This is a genomic window from Chitinophaga varians (assembly GCF_012641275.1).
Taxonomy (GTDB): domain Bacteria; phylum Bacteroidota; class Bacteroidia; order Chitinophagales; family Chitinophagaceae; genus Chitinophaga; species Chitinophaga varians_A.
The window spans coordinates 2,508,052-2,527,155 of sequence record NZ_JABAIA010000001.1; the positions used below are offsets into that span (position 1 = coordinate 2,508,052).

21 protein-coding genes are annotated in these 19,104 nt (G+C 47.9%); 6 read left to right on the forward strand and 15 right to left on the reverse strand.

Translation table 11 applies throughout. The features are described 5' to 3' along the window. Window positions 1-12: 12 nt before the first annotated feature. Window positions 13-2,166, forward strand: a complete 2,154-nt coding sequence (locus HGH92_RS10180) for a S9 family peptidase (RefSeq protein ID WP_247654860.1) — start codon at window positions 13-15, stop codon at window positions 2,164-2,166. A 1,038-nt stretch (window positions 2,167-3,204) separates the two neighbouring features. Here HGH92_RS10180 and HGH92_RS10185 read toward each other — a convergent pair. The 4 genes from HGH92_RS10185 to HGH92_RS10200 form a co-directional block, all read right to left on the reverse strand. After that, window positions 3,205-3,543, reverse strand: coding sequence for a tRNA-binding protein (locus HGH92_RS10185; protein WP_168870618.1), 339 nt, complete (start codon window positions 3,541-3,543; stop codon window positions 3,205-3,207). 227 nt (window positions 3,544-3,770) lie between these two features. Next, entirely contained in the window at window positions 3,771-4,319 is a 549-nt protein-coding gene (gene lptC / locus HGH92_RS10190) for an LPS export ABC transporter periplasmic protein LptC (RefSeq protein WP_168870619.1), read from the reverse strand. A 10-nt stretch (window positions 4,320-4,329) separates the two neighbouring features. Further along, window positions 4,330-5,622 carry a hypothetical protein gene (locus tag HGH92_RS10195; protein ID WP_168870620.1) on the reverse strand — a complete coding sequence of 431 codons (1,293 nt, stop codon included), beginning with the start codon at window positions 5,620-5,622 and terminating at the stop codon, window positions 4,330-4,332. 220 nt (window positions 5,623-5,842) lie between these two features. Continuing rightward, window positions 5,843-6,478, reverse strand: a complete 636-nt coding sequence (locus tag HGH92_RS10200; protein WP_168870621.1) for an LON peptidase substrate-binding domain-containing protein — start codon at window positions 6,476-6,478, stop codon at window positions 5,843-5,845. Between the two features lie 190 nt (window positions 6,479-6,668). Between HGH92_RS10200 and meaB the strand changes: the two genes are divergently transcribed. Together meaB and HGH92_RS10210 are read left to right on the forward strand one after the other, a co-directional pair. Continuing rightward, complete coding sequence (gene meaB, locus HGH92_RS10205) at window positions 6,669-7,577, forward strand: methylmalonyl Co-A mutase-associated GTPase MeaB (RefSeq protein ID WP_168870622.1); 909 nt, start codon at window positions 6,669-6,671, stop codon at window positions 7,575-7,577. A 158-nt stretch (window positions 7,578-7,735) separates the two neighbouring features. Further along, on the forward strand, window positions 7,736-8,062 hold the full coding sequence (locus tag HGH92_RS10210; protein WP_168870623.1) for a DMT family transporter: 327 nt from the start codon (window positions 7,736-7,738) through the stop codon (window positions 8,060-8,062). Window positions 8,063-8,086: 24 nt separating this feature from the next. Here HGH92_RS10210 and HGH92_RS10215 read toward each other — a convergent pair whose 3' ends face one another. Then, window positions 8,087-9,358, reverse strand: a complete 1,272-nt coding sequence (locus tag HGH92_RS10215; protein ID WP_168870624.1) for a chloride channel protein — start codon at window positions 9,356-9,358, stop codon at window positions 8,087-8,089. A gap of 218 nt (window positions 9,359-9,576) precedes the next feature. Here HGH92_RS10215 and HGH92_RS10220 point away from each other — a divergent pair, with 218 nt between their 5' ends. The 3 genes from HGH92_RS10220 to HGH92_RS10230 all read left to right on the forward strand — a co-directional run bounded on the left by HGH92_RS10220 (window position 9,577) and on the right by HGH92_RS10230 (window position 11,120). Beyond that, the gene (locus tag HGH92_RS10220) at window positions 9,577-10,155 is read left to right on the forward strand and encodes a protoglobin domain-containing protein (protein ID WP_168870625.1); all 579 of its coding nucleotides are present in this window, start codon (window positions 9,577-9,579) and stop codon (window positions 10,153-10,155) included. Window positions 10,156-10,186: 31 nt separating this feature from the next. Continuing rightward, a complete protein-coding gene (locus HGH92_RS10225) occupies window positions 10,187-10,447 on the forward strand; it encodes a DUF2024 family protein (protein ID WP_168870626.1) in 261 nt (86 codons plus the stop codon). Window positions 10,448-10,571: 124 nt separating this feature from the next. Further along, complete coding sequence (locus HGH92_RS10230) at window positions 10,572-11,120, forward strand: MarR family winged helix-turn-helix transcriptional regulator (RefSeq protein ID WP_168870627.1); 549 nt, start codon at window positions 10,572-10,574, stop codon at window positions 11,118-11,120. A 103-nt stretch (window positions 11,121-11,223) separates the two neighbouring features. Here HGH92_RS10230 and HGH92_RS10235 read toward each other — a convergent pair whose 3' ends face one another. The 10 genes from HGH92_RS10235 to HGH92_RS10280 form a co-directional block, all read right to left on the reverse strand. Continuing rightward, on the reverse strand, window positions 11,224-11,700 hold the full coding sequence (locus HGH92_RS10235; RefSeq protein ID WP_168870628.1) for a GNAT family N-acetyltransferase: 477 nt from the start codon (window positions 11,698-11,700) through the stop codon (window positions 11,224-11,226). Window positions 11,701-11,745: 45 nt separating this feature from the next. After that, window positions 11,746-11,964: a hypothetical protein gene (locus HGH92_RS10240; protein WP_246496227.1), complete on the reverse strand. Its 219-nt coding sequence runs from the start codon at window positions 11,962-11,964 to the stop codon at window positions 11,746-11,748. A 64-nt stretch (window positions 11,965-12,028) separates the two neighbouring features. Beyond that, window positions 12,029-12,601, reverse strand: coding sequence for a DUF420 domain-containing protein (locus tag HGH92_RS10245; protein ID WP_168870629.1), 573 nt, complete (start codon window positions 12,599-12,601; stop codon window positions 12,029-12,031). Between the two features lie 85 nt (window positions 12,602-12,686). Further along, complete coding sequence (locus tag HGH92_RS10250) at window positions 12,687-13,379, reverse strand: SCO family protein (protein ID WP_168870630.1); 693 nt, start codon at window positions 13,377-13,379, stop codon at window positions 12,687-12,689. 56 nt (window positions 13,380-13,435) lie between these two features. Beyond that, on the reverse strand, window positions 13,436-13,840 hold the full coding sequence (locus tag HGH92_RS10255) for a cytochrome C oxidase subunit IV family protein (protein WP_168870631.1): 405 nt from the start codon (window positions 13,838-13,840) through the stop codon (window positions 13,436-13,438). A gap of 80 nt (window positions 13,841-13,920) precedes the next feature. Further along, window positions 13,921-14,595: a cytochrome c oxidase subunit 3 gene (locus tag HGH92_RS10260; protein WP_168870632.1), complete on the reverse strand. Its 675-nt coding sequence runs from the start codon at window positions 14,593-14,595 to the stop codon at window positions 13,921-13,923. Window positions 14,596-14,622: 27 nt separating this feature from the next. Next, window positions 14,623-15,186, reverse strand: coding sequence for a heme-copper oxidase subunit III (locus tag HGH92_RS10265; RefSeq protein ID WP_168870633.1), 564 nt, complete (start codon window positions 15,184-15,186; stop codon window positions 14,623-14,625). 17 nt (window positions 15,187-15,203) lie between these two features. Beyond that, complete coding sequence (gene cyoE / locus HGH92_RS10270) at window positions 15,204-16,103, reverse strand: heme o synthase (protein ID WP_168871518.1); 900 nt, start codon at window positions 16,101-16,103, stop codon at window positions 15,204-15,206. Between the two features lie 113 nt (window positions 16,104-16,216). Next, a complete protein-coding gene (locus tag HGH92_RS10275; protein ID WP_168870634.1) occupies window positions 16,217-18,028 on the reverse strand; it encodes a cbb3-type cytochrome c oxidase subunit I in 1,812 nt (603 codons plus the stop codon). Window positions 18,029-18,134: 106 nt separating this feature from the next. Further along, window positions 18,135-19,097: a cytochrome c oxidase subunit II gene (locus HGH92_RS10280; RefSeq protein WP_317166385.1), complete on the reverse strand. Its 963-nt coding sequence runs from the start codon at window positions 19,095-19,097 to the stop codon at window positions 18,135-18,137. Window positions 19,098-19,104: the final 7 nt, after the last annotated feature.

Consider the following 19,104-nt stretch of genomic DNA (forward strand, 5'->3'; position numbering starts at 1 on the left):
CAACATCGTATTATGAGAAGCATATCATGGTTTACACCCGCCTGCCTGGGCAGTGCCGCCCTGTTGCTTGCCGCTATGCCACGTTTACAGGCGCAGGAAAAGCAGGATGTTACCTTTGAACAGGCCTTCAGAGGCCAGGCCACGGATATTATACAACCCTTACCGGTCATCAAAGGCTGGGCAGATGCGGAGCACTACCTGGAAATGCGCCGCGACGCTGCTTCCGGCCGTACGCAGGCCATGAAAGTGGACGCCCGCACCGGAAAAGCAGAAATATATACCGCTCCGGTAGACGGCCCCAGCGTGGAAGTACGCGACAGGGACATCTACTACAAGGGCGTTGACGGCAATAGCATCCGCCTGACAAATGACACCCTGGAAGAGAAAAATCCCACGCTCTCACCAGACGGGCGCTATGTGGCCTTTACCCGCAACAATGACCTGTACAGCCTGGAAATAACTTCTAAAAAGGAAACACGCTATACCCACGACGGCACTGATGTGATCTACAATGGATGGTCTTCCTGGGTGTATTATGAAGAAATTCTCGGTCGCCCTACCCATTACCGCGCTTTCTGGTGGAGCCCCGACAGTAAACAGATCGCCTATATGCACTTTGATGATACCAAAGTGCCCGTATTCCCGATCTACAGTGAAAGAGGACAGCATGGATATCTCGAAAACACCCGCTATCCCAAAGCCGGCGACCCCAACCCGGCAGTAAAAGTAGGCGTGGTGCCGGTAGAAGGCGGTAATACCATATGGGCCGACTTCAACGAAAAAGACGACCAGTACTTCGGCATGCCTTTCTGGACGGCCGACAGCAAACAACTTTGGATGCAGTGGATGCCCCGCAGCCAGGACAACCTGAAAATATACAGCATAGATCCAAAAACCGGCGCCAAGAAAACAATCTACAGCGAAAGCCAGAAAACATGGGTGGACTGGTTCGATGCTGTTCCCTTCCTGCAAAACAACCAGGGCTTTCTGTTGCAAAGCGATAAAACAGGCTGGTCCCACCTGTACCTCCATAACATGGATGGCTCCCTGAAAAAACAGCTGACCAGCGGTAACTGGACCGTAAAAGACGTGGTTGCTACAGATGAAAAAAACCAGATCATCTACTTTACCGCCCGCAAGGAAGCATCCACCCGTTTCGACCTGTATAAGGTAAGCATGAAAACCGGCGCCATTACGCGGTTGACTTTCGGCAATTACAACCACATCATCAACATCGCGCCTGGTGGCAAATACTTCATTACCACCTATTCCAACCTGCAAACACCCGACAGGATGGCGCTGCTGGACAATAACGGGAAAGTTGTCCGGGAACTGGGCAACAGCAAAGGCAGCAAGTTTGACCAGTACAACCTGTACAAGCCTGAACTGACTACCTACAAAACCCGCGACGGACTGGTGTTACCGATGACCATTACTATGCCGGTACACCTGCAGCCCGGGAAAAAATATCCTATCCTGATCAGCATCTATGGCGGCCCTAACGCCGGCACCGTATACGATACCTGGAAATTCAGCCCCGGCTCCCAGTGGTGGTCACAGGAAGGCGTTATCCAGGTGGCCATCGACAACCGCAGCAGCGGTCAGTTAGGCAAAACCGGCATGAACTACATCCACCGTCAGCTGGGCAAGTATGAAATTGAAGACTATATGGACGCCGCTATGTGGCTGCGTTCCCAGCCCTGGGCCGATCCATCCAAAATATGCATGACCGGTGGCAGTTTCGGTGGTTATATGACCGATATGGCCCTTACCTATGGCGCTGATGTATTCACCCATGGTATGGCCAATTTTGCGGTAACGGACTGGCAGCTGTATGACAGCCACTACACCGAGCGTTATATGGACACTCCCGCAGAAAATCCGGAAGGTTATAAAATTACTTCCGTGATGACCTACGCCAACCGCTATAAAGGCCTGCTCCGCATGGCACATGGCACTATGGACGACAATGTGCATATGCAAAATGTTATTCAGCTGGTAGACAAGCTGCAAAGCCTGAACAAACACTTTGAATTTATGCTGTATCCCGGCGAGCGCCACGGATGGAGAGGTCCTAACGCCCTGCATGCTTCCACCGAAACGGCAAGGTTCATTTACACCCATCTGCTGGACAAGCCGTTCCCGTCTGCCTTTAATGCGAAATAGCCGCTACAGTAACCTTTAAATGGGGTCCCGGAAAAATATCAGGCATGATATCCTTTCCGGGACCTTATTTTTTTTGCCATAAAAGAGTGTGTAAATCAACGTACAGGAAGGTAAAATTGCGACTTCACAGGCGATAAGGATAAACAGGACCAAAGTAAATAGGACCAAAAAATCTTGTGGGTTAAATGTAATGATTTGAATGTCAGGTAAGGGAGTAAGTATCAGGGAGAGTAATCACAGGTTTTTAGGAGAAAGAAACAGGGCTGCAAGACTACAGCCCCGAAAAATTTTAACCATATCTTTATTGAAAAACCTAACCCAAAGGTGGGCGTTTTTTGAATTAGATGTTACTCCATTTTTGTGAACGATATATTTTTCTCGGGGAACGTGGCAAAAAAGACGGTGAACGCATATTGCAGTTAAACGCTTGCTAGTTAATCATAATGTATCTTATTTTGATATATAAATTTGATTATCAGTTTGTTATATCATAAAGTTGTGTTGTTTTGCCGTAAAGTCGCTTCCAGCGGCTGCGAACTGGTTGCAGGTAAACGCATTAAAAAAGGAAGTGAACGTAAAATGATGAGTGGAAAGACCCGGATAATTTCCGGAAGCATTAGCAAAAGTTATAAAACGTATGTTTTGTTATAAATCAGTAGCGCTGCAGGGTAAAGGGAATAAAAAAAGGGTGGTAAGAATACCGCCCTTGTAATAATTTTAACCATATCCTATGAAAAACCTAAAACAAAGATATACTGTGAATTTTAGTCCCAGGCTTCCATTTCCGTGAACGCTGTAATATTGTTCGTGAAAACAGGATAATGGTAAATATGTTATTATATTAACAATTTTACAATATTATAATTATATAGAATTACTATTTATAAATATGTATATATACTTATAAATCAATAATTAACATAGATTTAATGCAGTGAAATTCAAGTTTTTTATTGAATTGGTCCTTTGATATCCTGATAACTTTATGCGTTAACCGTAAAAAAGGTTGCGTTGACGGACCGTATTCCGGCGTTGGCCTCAGGCTATTCGCTGGCCGTTCCGGACGGACTTACCGGGCTGCAGGAGGGTAACTTCCTTGTCATCGCCCAATACTCCCAACACGAGGCACTCAGAGATAAAGTTCGCGATCTGTTTAGGAGGAAAATTTACTACAGCAATGATTTGTTTGCCTATCAGCTCTTCTTTCTGGTAAAGCCGGGTAATCTGTGCAGAAGATCTTTTCGTGCCGATTTCCGGGCCGAAATCTATCAACAACTGATAAGCCGGGTTACGGGCCTTGGGAAAGTCGTTTGCTTCTACTATTGTTCCTGTTCTCATTTCTATTTTCTCAAAGTCCTGCCAGTTGATCAATTCCATTACATTCGTTTTATCTAAAAATAACGGACTGAAGGCAAAAAAGCAAAAGTCGGGATCTGTTTGTGAAGAGCGGTCGCACAACGTGTTGAAATACGCCTACAAAAGGGTAATCTGGCATAGTTATTGTTTTTAATATTACCAAATTTTAGGTTAAAAAATAGGTTAAAGCGAAAGAACCCCACCTGCAGAGGTGGGGTTCTTTCGTTTATATACTTTCCGGAAGCGGGCTATTGCATTGACAGGCTGTCCTGTACTGTGATAGGTCCGCTAACGTTGATAATCTTTCTGTCGGTAAAATCTTCGTTGGCAATCAGTCCCCAGCCGTGCAGAGAATCGGTGGGCGTCTTAATAAAGACTTCCTTGGTGGAGTAAAAAACTTTTTTCTTGGGGTCCCAGTTCAGCTCATCGGTATTAAGGCGATCCCCTTTTTTATTCACGACCACTACATTTTTGGACAGGAATATAGCTCCTTCGTCTTCCATATAACGACCGGTATCGGCGGTGAGGGTGCTTTCCACACCGAGGGTGTCATTAAACATGAGCACTTTCAGGCCCTGCTTGAATTTCACGTAGGATGGCTTATCCAGGCTTCTTTCCATGGCAGGGGCCATCAGCTTTGCATTTACCTTGCCGTTCTGGCTGAAAATAGCCTCGATATCTGTACCGTTTTCAACAGCCGCTTTCTTGGAATCAAATTCCATCACCGCCTGGATATCATTTTCGCAGGCAACCGCTGTCAGCGCGATACACAGATATATGAGTCTTTTCCCGATCATACGGTCAGGCTTAATCGTATTTCTTCTTGATAAACCATCTGTCGCTCAGGGTAAAGCCGAGAGACAACCGGTAGATATTTTCCTTGAGGGCGGTATTGTTGCTACCACGGTGGGCCACATCAAATGCAACGTTGACCATCGTGTACTGGTTGGAGTAAGGCATACGGCGTACGGGTAATCCGGCACCTACCGTAAAGCCCATGATGTTCATGTCCTGGCCACCCAGTTTCAGGTAATCAAGGCCATAATAGGCACCAAGGCGGTAAGCTACACGGTTCCAGTAACCGCTGAGCGCTGTGGCATTGGGAACGAACTGTCCGCCGATAGCCAGCTTCCAGGAATTCTGGAGGGAATCGGCCTGCTCATACTTTCTGAAGTTGCTCCATTGTGTGGTATTGAAGTCCATACCCACCTGCCATTTATCCAGCTTGCGCAGAATGAAACCGGCGCCAAAGTCCTGTGGGTACACCACGGTACCTTTAGGGCCTTTTTCGGACTTCACGGAATCAAGTGTAACAAAACTATTGGAGGCGGCATTGTATATGAGGCTTTCGCTCAGGTTCTCCTGGCGAACCGACATATCCTGCTTCAGGCTTCCGGAAGCGCCCAGTGTAAGGTCCATATCCTTGTTCAATTTGGCCTTGTACTGAACACCTACTTTATAGAAGAAGCTGCTATAACTAATGCGTGTCATGTGCCTGGAAGCATTGATATCAGTTACAGGATAAATAACACGGGTATTGTTTTCAATATTTCCGAACAGATAGCCCAGGTTAACACCAATGCTGAAATTACCGATTCCCACACCGGTACCGGCATACAGCTGATATAAACCACCACTGCCCTGGTAACGGTGCGCTACCGGCAGTTTAAGGGTATCGTAAAAAATCTGGTCTTTAGACTCCTGAATGTTGTAAGACACTCTGGTCACCGGGCGAAGGCCCAGGTTCAGGCCCCATTTCTTGCGGATGGGAATACCCACCTGCAGATAAGACAGGGTACCAAAGCCGGAGCTAAAGCTTGCGTTTTTGTCGGAGATAGACCTGGCACCGGCTTCCACACCAATATCGAAAGTGGTGAGCAGCAGGTTGGAATAGCTGGCCGGATTGATAAAGTTAACAGATGTAGGATCTCCGTATGCCTGAGATACGCCACCCATACCACGGTTGACTGTATTCTGGTTGTTGTTCAGATCGCCTAAACCGTAACGCGAGTAGGGTGAATTATCCTGTGCTGTAGCATTATTTGCCACCAGGAAAAATCCAACCAGGAAGCAAAGAATACTGACTTTTGTCCAATGCATTTCGTATCAGAATTGAGTTTAAACCCTTGTCCAGTGAAAATTATGGGTCTGCAAATATCTACTTTTTAAGGCGGGAAGCAAAAAAAACCAAAATCCGCCCTGTTAAAAGCGCGTTAAAGTTAACATTCCCGAACGCTGAAAGCCTTGACAGGCCGTCATCTTCCATCAAAAATATATTTTTTTGACAATATCTTAGCGCGTTTTTTCGTGGTAAAAAAATTTACAGGTCCCCGGCAGACAGATTCCTGAAATGACCATTGAGCTTTACCCGTTCTTTCAGGCGCTCCATTTCCGCCATCATGGGAATAACCTTGTGAAGATGCCGTTTCAGGTATTCCAGTCGTTGTACCTCATAAAAAAGATGCAACAGCTCATACTCCTCTGTCAACGACAGGCCTGCGTGATGGGCCAGATCATAGGAAGTAAGGCTGACGTCCTCCCTGGGAAAGGTTTTATGTATCTGAAGGATGGCATGCAGCTCCCGGATACCGTGCAGCACCTCTTTCAACAGGCGGGAGCTACTGTTGACATGGTTTTCGGGATAATTGACAATCGCGCCGGCATACAATTTATGAGGAATGTCGCCTATATGTTCAAGCGTTCTGAATACGCTGGTACCACGGGTAATCAGGTCCATTTCACCGTTATCATACAATTTCTGCACTTTTTCGATAGTGACCAGTGTTCCATATTCCATTATTCTTCTGTCGATGACCGCGGGAATACCAAAGGGTTTGTTTTCCGCCACGCATTCCCGCGCCAGCTGTTTATACCGGGGCTCAAACACGTGAAGGTTCAGCTGTTCTCCCGGATATACCACAATGCCAAGGGGAAATATGGAAATAAAATTTGTCATCTTACGGCTCAGAGTTTACGCTAAAGGTAAAAAAAACGGCCCGCATAACGGACGCAGAATCTGCTTATTAGCACTCATGACATGTATATATTAAATAAAAGGAATACCTTTATAAACAACATTATTACTCATTCTCAGACATAACAGATAAGGGTATCCTGCCATACCTGATCAACTAAAGACTTTGTACATGTACCAGCAATATATGGATGGACTTTTGCGTGGAGAGATAAAAGCGCTGGCCCGTTGTATTTCTCTGGTGGAAAATGAAGCGACCGGTTATGAAATGCTGCTGGAACAACTGCCGGACAACAGTCACACTAAAGTGGTGGGCGTTACCGGTCCTCCCGGCGCCGGTAAAAGTACCCTGGTCAACGCACTCATCAGCCACCTGCTGGCATCAGGAAAAAGAGTAGCCATCATTGCAGTAGACCCTTCTTCCCCTTTTAATTTCGGCGCCTTGCTGGGCGACAGGATCCGGATGGCGCAACATTTCGGAGACCCTAATGTATTTATCCGTTCCATGGCCAGCCGTGGCGCGCTGGGCGGCCTTAGCCCGAAAATCATTGAAGTCAGCGATCTGATAAAAGCTGCCGGCTTCGATTACCTCTTCATAGAAACCGTGGGCGTAGGCCAGAGCGAAGTGGAAATTGCCGGCATCGCCGACACTACCATTGTGGTAGTAGTGCCCGAAGCAGGAGATGAAATCCAGACCATGAAAGCAGGCCTGATGGAGATCGCAGACATTTTTGTGGTCAACAAGGCAGACCGTGATAATGCAGACAGCTTCGTAAAAAATCTGCGTTTGCTGGCCCATAGCAAACAACAGGAACATTGGGAGATCCCTGTCCTCAAATCCATCGCCACCCAACAGGAAGGGATAAACGAAATTACCACAGCTATTGTCCGGCATCATGAGGCCGTGCAACACCAGCACCAGCGGCATTCCCTGCTGCTGGCGGAAAAGGCCTACCAGCTTATACAGTACCGCCGCATGCACGATATCAGCAAAAAGACACTACAAGCAGAAATACAGGCACAGATAGCACAACAGTCATTTAACCTGTACCGCTACGTATCAGAAAAGGCGGGTCGCTAAATTTTATTATCTTTGCCGCATGCGGACAACCTCTTTCGGCATATCCATCGCTTACGCAGTATTCAACTACGGCCTCTGATCCTGAGGCTGCGGGCTTTTGTTGTCCCCACTCTTTCCTCTTACACAAATTTTATTTTTCACGTATAAATCTGGTTATTATGGCTTGGTTATTCCTGCTTATAGGCGGACTATTTGAAGTTGGCTTTACTGTTTCACTGAAGTATTCTGAGAATTTTTCAAAGCTATGGCCTTCAGTGTCCTTTTTTATCTGTATTACGCTGAGTTTCTTTTTCCTGAACAAAGCGATCAACAACGGCTTGCCCATTGGGACTTCCTACGCTGTATGGACAGGCATCGGCGCGGCAGGTACCGCTATTGCAGGTATGATCTTTTTTAAAGAGCCGGCGGCTATGTGGCGTATATTTTTTCTGGTGATGCTGATTGGTTCTATTGCAGGACTGAAAGCCGTTTCCGGAGGCGAATAATAATATTCCGGCAGGGCGCCCGCATCAGGCGGTGCGCCTTGTTTTTATCAGCGGCCATGATACCAGTACGGCGATGATGACCGCTCCTGTTACCGGCAGCGCCGCCGGCAGATAATGTGTCAATTCGAGCATCAACACAATGGCCGTCAGCCAGGCCCTTGTAACGCCGGCAAACAAAGCCGCCATGCCTATTATTGCGGCCAGTACGGGGCTAGTTGCCACACCGGGACATATGCCCAGTGCCACTACCGCCAATAACATTCCTATGGCCCCTCCCATAATGAGCAGGGGCGTGATAGTGGTCCCCGTATTATTTCCACTGGTGAAAAACAGCCAGGCTATCAGTTTCACAATACCCGCCACAAATAACAATTGCAGCGTAACATGTGCCCGCAGCAGATCGCTGCCATAGGCTTCCCCGTTACCCAGGCTTTCCGGCGCCAGGTAGCCCAATACGCCTATGGGAACAGCTGTCAGCAGCAGCCACCAGGGATTGTGCCGTCTGAGCCGTTCTGCCAGCCGGGCAAGGCCGCGGGAAGCCCGGACAATGCCTGCGGACATCAATCCGATGATCAATCCCAATACCATATACATCAGTAAACCGGGACCGTTCAGGAGCGGCAGGGGACAATCCACCGTAAAAAACGGTTGCATGTCCCGGAAGCAATAGTGGGCGAGACCTCCCACTATAATAGCCGCCAGTACCGGCAGCAGGGTAAACAGTGACCTGCTGACGAGCCACAGCTCCAGCGCCAGTAGCAGGGCTGATACCGGAGCACCGAAATACCAGGCTACTGCCGCAGCCGCTCCTGCCACCAGCAGGAGATGCGCTTCGGGGCGGGAGATCCGCAGCAACCGCTGCCCCTGGATGGCGGCGGCGCCGGCAATCAGCATCACAGGTCCTTCTACGCCCAACGGCGCGCCGGTGCCGATATTAACGGCCAGCGCAGGCAGTTTTAGTGCCGGCATGCGCTTCCTGAGCAACAGCAACGACAAACAGGCGCCAGCTACCGGGATGAACAGTAACCAGATGCCCATCTCGCTTTCTGCCAGCAGGCGTGCTTCCGTTGTTAGTTCCCCGAAAAAGGCCAGACTGGTTATAAGCCGGATGAGCCATAACAGCCCTATTCCCACGCCCACAGTGAGTATTCCCGCTCCAGCGCCCAGCGCCGTGAGGTAAAAAACACGTCGTAAATACCCCTCTCCGGGAATTATTTTAAAATTTTCTTTGTCTTCGGATAGTACGGAGTGGATACCAAGACCGTTTCTATATAAGCGTGTCAGAATACTTTTCATTACGATAGTTCAAAATACCTGGTTAACAGGTGATCAAAACTATACAGTTCAACCGAAAATCTCAAATTAATTCAAACCCATATAGCTGCGCAAAACAGAAAGGGTACCGCAAATAAAAATGTTGTTGCAATTGCACAATGTTGCAACTGAATAGGATTCCTTACTATATTTGCACATGACCATTATCTAATTGCAGCAGTTCAAAACGTACGTAAGCTATGATTAACGCAGCTGAGCGGTCATCAATGATTCCCGAGCCCCAAAGCACTTCTGTTGATGCACAGGTATTGATCAAGATCAAACGCATGATGCTATTCACACATGAAGACGAACAATATCTGACGATGGCAGGGGAGATACTGGCGCCTCATGCGGAAGAAATATTGAACCAGTGGTATGAGCATATTGTCAGCAATAATTATCTCGCTCACTACTTCACCAGCAGCGGGGCGCCGGACCTGGATTATCTGAACAGTCTCCGGCCTCATTTCAATGCCTGGATCACCAGTTTGTGCCGGCGTCGTGACAGTCACCGATGGTGGGAATTTGAAGAGCGTATTGCCCGGCAGTTGCAGTTGAGGAATGTTCCGCTTGACGATTTACATGCCCTGTCACCGGTATATCTGCGGTACATGACAACTTTCGTATTTCCGGTCAGTGAAGCCGGCCGTTATTTTATCAATCATGCAGGATACAGTGGGCCCGAAGCCGCCGCTATGCACCAGGCCTGGTTTAAGGCCGTGAGCCTGAGTGCTTTATTATGGATTTATCCTGGCGGGCAGCCGGCCCCTTTTTGATATTTTTCCCTCACCCCCCAAAACTATATTTATGGAAGTGGCCGTATACAAGGCTTGCGCAAAAAAGAGGACAGGAGGCGTTCTTCTCTTTGACATTATCGTACCTCCCGATACGGCATTTGCCGCTGTATTGGCCTATGGGAGCGCTTTTCTACAGGGCCGCCTGCAGGAAAACCTGCCGGTAAGCAGCCGGGACTGCCGGTTTAGCTATACCACAGAAACCGTTCCCCGCTGGGAGCTGCAGATATCCGAACAGGGATATTATATTCACGAATCCCAAGGATGTCACTAATATGCTATTTACAAGCAGGCTTTATTATTGTACCTTGCCCCGCTAATTAAGGACAGTAGTAAATATGGGGAAAGTTTCCACATTCAGCCCCGCGCAGCAGGCAGAAAACACACCAAGCAAAATTGTGGTTGCTCTTGAGCGCTTATCAGAGGCTTTCAGGGTGCTCCTTTGGCAGGAGGCCACGCAATATGGGTTGAGTCCCATACAAATTCAGGTACTGACGTTCCTACTCCATTATCCGGAAGAGCAACGTACAGTAACCTCGTTGGCGTTGTATTTCAACATGACAAAAGCCACCATCAGCGACGCTGTGAAATCGCTGGAGCAAAAAAATTACCTGGTAAGAAAGCCGAGCCAAACGGATACCAGGAGCCATTCCCTGCACCTGTTGAAGGAAGGACGTGCCATCGCCAAAAAGGTAGAGCACTTCGCCGCACCGATGCAGGAAGCCGTAGCAGCCAGTCCTGTGAAAGAACAGGGCATACTGCTGGAGCAACTGATGCAGCTGATTTATCAGCTGAACCAGCAGGAGGTGATCACTCATCAGCCGATGTGCTTCAATTGCGAACATTTCGCAAGCAGCAAAAAAGGCCCTTATTGCAATGAGCTGGGAATCTCCCTGAAGCAGGCCAACCTGCGGGTAGACTGTCCGGTATTTGAAACCAGAGACTAGGCCGGGATTCAGCGCTTGTCCGGTGTGAGTGTTTTGTTGTATGTTTTCGGGAGATGCCAACTATTTTTCCTGCCTTTCAGCAGAACGCTCCTCCGGGAGCCTGTCAGGGTTGCACCCGCGGCAATTGTAAGGTCATTTCATTATCTCCGGCCAGGAACCCCAGCTTTTCGTAGAGCAAACGCCCGTCTTTGCTGGCATGCAGGCTCAGTTTACCCGTGTTACGATCCTTTGCCTCTATTATGAGCCTTTCCATTAAGGCCCTGGCAATCCCTTGCCCACGGTAAGCGGGCAGCGTATATACATTGAGGATATAGGCCACCTGGCCATCGAGGTTATGATAGAGGGGCGGCTGGTTATAGAAAACGATACCTGCGCTGGCCACTATCACGCCATTATCTTCGGCAAACAAGTTTACAAAATCTCCCTGGGGAAGGTGTTCCTGAAGGTAAGCAGTGATCTTTTCCTGCAACAGCACGTCGCGGGAGGCATCTGCCTGTGGGTACACTTCTTTGAGAAACTGAAGACGCAATGATACCGTTTGTGGAATGTCCCGGATATCCGCTTTGCGATAGGTAATCATAGTGACAAACAAAAGGGGTTAAAACATTGCAGCAAACGCGGGTGATCAGGATGCTTCCCTGTTGCTTTTCCACCAGCGGAAAGCCAACAGGCCAATGATGGCCAGTGGCGTAAATGCCAACATCAGAATACCGTTGTTCAATCCTTTTGCAGGACCTTCTCCCAACTGCTGTGCTGTTTTGGTACAAAGTGAGCATTGCGCCATCAGCGGAGAACTCATCACCGTCAGCATTACAGTCAGCAGAAACAAACACAGCTTATTCATATCGGCATATTTTAATCAAAACAAAATTAGGTCATCTAACGGAAAAAAATACCGTCGAAATATATCAATGGTAATATGGAGAAATCATGATATACACAATTACACCGGTTACAGCCACATAGAACCAGAGAGGCCAGGTAATGCGGGCAATTTTACGGTGACGGGGGATATCGTTCTGGAAGCCACGCAGCAGGGTGAACAGCACCAGCGGCACAATAATACCAGCCAGTACAATATGCGTGAGCAACAGGAAATAATATACATAACGGATACCGCCAAGCGTCGCTTTTTCAGCAGCATCCACCACGCCGTTGTGGTCCACATCGCCAAACCGGGTTTCGGGCGCCAGGGCATGATAAGTAACATACGACAACAGGAAAATAACAGACAACCCCACTGCAATCAGGTTAGTGGTTTTATGCGCTTTTACCTGCTGATTTTTGATGAAGTAAAGACTGGCCACCAACAGCACCGCAGTAGCGGAATTGAGGATAGCATGGAACAACGGGAGGATTTTGATATCAAAGCCGGGATGAAAATCAGGCTTCGGCAGGAAAAACAGTAAAGCCACCAGCGCAGGGATCACGACAGAAACGATGGCAATAGGTGTGTTTAGATTTTTATTCTTTAGTTCCATAATATGTTCCGGATATGAGAAAGGTGGACAAAGAAAGGTGAAAACCCTTTCTTTTATCCACCTTTCACGATTATTTTATGATTAATCAGCTAAAATTCTTAAACAAACCTTTCAGGAATTTCCAGAATCCCGGGCGGTGCCTGTCTTTTTCAAGGTACAGGGTGGCGATATCTGTTGCACATTGTTTAACGGCATTGGAATCGAGCCCGTTGTAATATCCTCTGATATGTCTGTTTTTATCGATCAGTATGAGCTTTTCCGTGTGAATGAAATCATCCGGTCCGCCGTCACCTTCTGTTACAGAAACGAAGAAGTCGTGTCTGGCGAGGTCATAGATTTCTTTTTTATCACCAGTCAGCAGCCACCAGTTGTCCGGATTCACTTGGTAGTCATATCCGTATTTCCGCAGCTTTTGTACTGAATCTCTGACAGGGTCTACTGAGAAAGAGAGGATCTGGAGCAGCGTATCTGTTTTACCGTAAGCGCTCTGGATCTTTCTCAGGTTTTTAGTCAGGGTAGGGCAGATAGAAGGGCAGGAAGTAAAAAAGAAATCTACCAGGATCACTTTACCTTCCATATCCTTCAGGCTTACCTGTTGGCCCAGCTGATTGGTCATTTTAAAATCCCTGATCTGGTGGAAAACGGTGTCGTAAGTGGTTTTGCCATCTTTAACGATCGTGTCCACTCTTTCGGGAATGTAATACTTTGGAATAGGTACTACGTTTTTCCCGTAATGATCTACAATCAGGTAACCCGTCAGCGGTACCAATATAGCCAATGCAACTCCTAATATAGCCCTGCGTGAGATGACGCTGAAATTTAATAGTCAAAAACTTAGTGGTGTCCGTGTCCGCCTTCAGCCGGTGCAGTTTTCACTGCTTCAACCGGAGTACCTGGTTTCAGGTCCCTGTTCAGGTTTTTCCATGAATTACCTTCATACAGGAAAGCGATAATGAACCAGATAAAGAGCAGCAAAGGAAGCAGAACAGTGTAGATCAGGTTTTTGATTTCGCTGCCAAGGTGCATGAACTCGGAAACGATATAAAATGCTTTCACTACTGTCAGTCCGATGAACACAGCGTTCAGCAGTACTCTGCTGGGGAAACCTGTTTCCAGGTGTAAAAACGCCAGGCCAACTTCTACCATGGTTACAGCCAGGAGAATCCAGAAAGTTTTCCAGATCTTTTTGGTAGATGAATCATGATGTGCATGTCCTTCTGCGGTATGCGTATGCTCCATTCCTATTGAGATTAAATAAATTCTAAAATGCGATAATTCTAATTACAAACCTTGTATTCGTTGCAGCTGATACTTCCTGATCAGAGCAGGTAGAAGCAGGTGAATACGAATACCCAAACCAGATCTACAAAGTGCCAGTAAAGACCTACTTTTTCCACCATTTCGTAGTGACCTCTTTCTTCGTAGGTACCTTTCAGTACGTTAGCGAGGATGATGATGTTCAGTACAACACCGGAGGTTACGTGCAGACCGTGGAAACCGGTAATGGTAAAGAAGAAGTTAGTAAAGTTGGTAGAAGCCATTGTACCGTCCACGTTGTGGAAAGGATTGCGGCCCCACCAGGCGCCTTCGTGGAACAGGTGTGTCCATTCCCATGCCTGACAGGCCAGGAAGCAGGCACCACCAACGATAGTCCAGGTCAGCCATTTGGCAACAGCTTTTTTATCTCTCATGTGACCGGCATGAACGGCCAGTACCATGGTTACAGAGCTCATGATCAGGATAAAGGTCATCAAGCTCACGAATACCAGTGGCATGTTGGCATGGCCCATACCAGGGAAAGAGCGGAAAACCTCGTTCGGATCAGGCCAGGAAGTGCTGGAGAAGCGAATAGTTCCGTAAGAAATCAGTAATGCTCCGAAAGTGAAGGCATCTGATATCAGGAAGTACCACATCATCAACTTGCCATAGCTCACATTAAAGGGAGAGTATCCTCCGTCCCACCATTTTTTCTTCGCTGTAACTGCTGTGTCCATTGTTAGTTTTATAAAATTTTACAAAGTTTATCTCGCGATACTTAAAAAAATCAACAGGTAGATCCACAGCACATCCACAAAATGCCAGTAGGTAGCGGCTACTTCGATGGGTACTGAGGAGTAGGTACGAATGCGGGTCCGGTAGGCCCTGGCAAACATGATGAGCAGTGCTACCACACCACCCAATACGTGCAACATGTGCACGCCTACGATAACATAAATAAACGAAGCGGAAACAGGCCCGTTGAGGGGAAGTCCGCTATTTTTCAATTGTGAAAAGCCAATCCATTGGCAAGCAGCGAAAATTACGCCCAGTAAGGCCGTAATGGTGATCAGCTGCTTGTAACGCTGCATATTTCTTTCCCTGAACTGTTTCAGGGCCAGGTGGACGGTCAGGCTGCTGAGTAAAATCACAGCAGTAGACAACCAGAAAATATGCGGCAGTTCAAATGCCAGCCAGTTAGCCTGCGATCTCTTCACAACGTATGCACTCGTAAATCCGATGAACATCATGGTAATACTACCCATTGCTATCCATAGGGAATACTTGTGCGGATGAATTTTCTTACGTTGTATGCTCATTGTATGCATCACTCCTTCTATTTCTTTTAGGCCTTGTCCAGCAGCTGTGCCAGCTGAACAATGGTCAGGTAAATGTATGAACCAAACATCAGTTTACGTGCTGCCGGAACATCATTCTTTCTGTACAGGTTAATCGCGCGGTACAGGAAAAACACACCTGCCAGAATAGCCACGATAGCGGAAATACCGCCTGTGATTTTGAGCAGGTAGGGTGCTACACCGGCAGGGATCAGTAACAGGGTATACATAACCGCCTGTAATGCGGTGAACTTGTTAGGTTCGCCATTGGCAGGCAGCAGTTTAAATCCTGCACGGGTATAGTCTTTATGTGCAATCCAGGCGATAGCCCAGAAGTGCGGGAACTGCCACAGGAACTGGATGGCAAACAGTGACCAACCGCCTTCGGAAAGGTTGTTGGCGCCTGCGGCCCAGCCAATGAGCAGCGGCATGGCGCCCGGAATGCCCCCAACCAGTACGGCCAGGGAGTTCCATTTTTTCCAGGGTGTATATACGAAACCGTACATCACCAGGGAGAAAAGGCTCAGGGCGGCGCTTAGCCAGTTAAAGCAATAACCCATGATCAGGAAACCCGCTACACCGGTCACCGCAGCAACGATGATCGCTTCCGTTTCGCTCATCCTGCCGGAGGGCAGGGGGCGGGTGGCGGTGCGGGCCATCAGCTTATCGGTATTTTTTTCCCATATCTGGTTGATGGTATTGGCTGATCCGGAAACCAGCAAACCACCGGCAAATAACAAAAGAACTTTGATCAGGTCAAACTCCACACCCGGCACCAGCAGATAAGCTACCACAGATGAAAATACCACCATGAAGGTGAGATTAAACTTCATTAACTGAGAATAATCTTTCACCTTACTCGCTACTGCATACGATGACGACAACTTTATGGAGTTTTCTTGCAACATTTTATTTCTATCCACATCCCGGGTTTTAAATCCGGGACAAATTTACAAACATCACGGTGAACAAGATTCCGGAAAGCAGTTTATTTCTGCGCTCCGGAATCTCATCTTATAAGTTAGTGAGCTGACTCGTTAGGACCAATTGGTTCTGTCTGCGGGATGAAGTCTCTTCCATCCTTGCTGTAGTCATAAGCCCAGCGGTGAACTTCAGGAATTTCACCAGGCCAGTTGCCGTGACCCGGGTTGATCGGCGTAGTCCATTCCAGGGAGGTAGCTTTCCATGGGTTCTGTTCGGTCAGTTTTCTTCCTTTGAAAATGCTGTAGAAGAAGTTGAACACAAACAGCAGCTGTGTAGCAAATACCAGGATCACCACGATGCTGATAAACTGGTTCAGGCCACCGAACTGATTGAAGGAAGTCCAGCTGGAGTAGTCGAAATACCTTCTTGGCATACCGGCCATACCTTCGTAATGCATAGGCCAGAAGATCAGGTAAGCACCGATCAGGGTTACCCAGAAGTGGATATAGCCGATAGTATTGTTCATAAAGCGGCCATACATTTTCGGGAACCAGTGATAGATACCGGCGAACATACCGAAGAATGCGGACACACCCATTACAATGTGGAAGTGTGCGATTACAAAGTAGGTATCGTGCAGGTGAATATCGATAGAGGAGTTACCCAGCCAGATACCGGTCAGACCACCAGAGATGAAAGTGCTCACGAAACCGATAGAGAACAGGGACGCCGGCGTAAAGCGGATGTTACCTTTCCAGATGGTGGTGAGCCAGTTAAATACCTTGATGGCAGATGGCACCGCGATGAGGAGGGTGAGCAGTACGAAGAAGGCACCGAGGAATGGGTTCAGACCAGTAACGAACATGTGGTGAGCCCAAACCAGGAAGGCCAGGATACAGATAGCGAACAGGGAACCGATCATGGCGAGGTAGCCGAAGATAGGTTTACGGGAGCTAACTGCCAGTACTTCAGACACCATACCCATGGCAGGGAGAATGATGATGTATACTTCAGGGTGGCCCAGGAACCAGAACAAGTGCTGGTAGAGGATGGCGCTACCACCTTCGTTTGCCAGGGCTTTACCTGCGATAAAGATATCAGATAGATAGAAGCTGGTACCTGCGTGACGGTCGAACAACAAGAGAATGAAGCCGGACAGCAGAACAGGGAAAGACAATACGCCCAGTACAGCGGTAAAGAAGAATGACCAGATGGTTAAAGGCATTTTGGTCATGCTCATACCTTTGGTACGCATGTTCAGCAGGGTAGAGATGTAGTTCAGACCACCCAGCAGCTGCGAAACAACAAACAGCGCCATGGAAGTGAGCCACAGGTCAACACCTATTTTAGAACCGATGGAAGCGTCTCCCAGTGCACTCAGCGGAGGGTACATGGTCCAACCGCCGGAAGCCGGTCCTGTCTGAACGAACAGGGAAGCCATCATAACGAGGCTGGCCAGGAAGAAGAACCAGTAGCTCAGGCAGTTCATGAAAGGAGAAGCCATATCGCGGGCACCTACCTGCAGGGGAATAAGCAGGTTGGAGAAGGTACCACTCAAACCAGCGGTCAATACAAAGAATACGAGGATAGTACCGTGCATTGTTACCAATGCATAGTAAGCTTCGGGAGTGATACGGCCACCTTTAGCCCAGTGACCCAGAATGCTTTCCAGCCAGGGGAAAGTAGCATCGGGAAAACCCAGTTGCAAACGGAACACCACAGAAAAGAAAGCACCGATGATAGCCCAAACGATACCGGTGATCAGGAATTGTTTGGCAATCATTTTATGATCAAGGCTGAATACATATTTCGAGATGAAATTGTCTTCATGATGGTGCTCATGATCATGATGATCATGCGCGCCGTGCATTACCTCCTGTTGACTGTGCAATGTTGCTTCGTTACTCATAATCGGTTCTGTTTATTAATAAACCAACGCCCGGGAAGTATCGCGTTTGTTAGTTTGTCTTTTATTATTGGTTAAGTACTGCGTCAAAAATTTCTTCTACACAAAATTACGGCTTACCGATATTCGCTGCCACTGTTTTTTGTGTGCTGTCGGCCTTTGGCGCTTCAGCAGGAGCCGGGTGGGCCAGGCTGTACTGCAGCGGTTGTTTGGCAACCCAGGCGTCGTATTCTTCCTGAGTTTCAACAACAATCACGCCTCTCATAGAGTAGTGACCGGAACCACACATCTGATCGCAGGATATTTCGTAGGTGAAATCCGGGTTACCGGTTTTTTCCTTCATTTGTTTGGTGGTGAACTTAGGCGTAAACCACAGGGTGGTAGGGATACCGGGTACAGCGTCCATTTTCATACGGAACTGAGGTAAACCAACGTCGTGAATTACATCACGGGAACCGATTACGAATTTTACAGGTTTACCTACTACCAGGTGAACTTCAGTTGCCATGAAGTCGTCTTTGCCCAGTTGGTCGTCCCAATCCATACCCAGCGGGTTGCTGGCAGCTTCGTCGATTTTCTTGAAATCGCGGCGGCCGAGCGCACCGTCTTTACCCGGGTAGCGGATGAGCCAGTTAAATTGTTTACCAGTGATTTCAACCACTGCTGCATCTTTCGGTGCATCAGAAGTCAGCTGGAACCAATGTTTCAGACCGAAAGCCACCAGAACTGTCAGTGCGATGGCCGGGATAACGGTCCAGATCACTTCCAGTTTGTTGTTATGCGGAAAATAAAATGCTTTGCGGCCTTCTTTTTCCTGGTATTTGAATGCGAACCAGAACAAAAGGATCTGCGTAGCCACGAACACGACACCGGTGATGGCGAGAGTTACATAGATGAGGGTATCTACACCTTCACCCTGCACAGAAGCAGATTCGCCCAGGATCTTGCCTTTCAGCAGATTATTACAATAATACACGCCGATGAGCCCCAGCACCAGGAATGCTATCAGCAGGAAACCATTGATACGGTTACTTTGCTGGCGCGCTTTCTTTTCTCCCTTCAATATGGACACATATTCG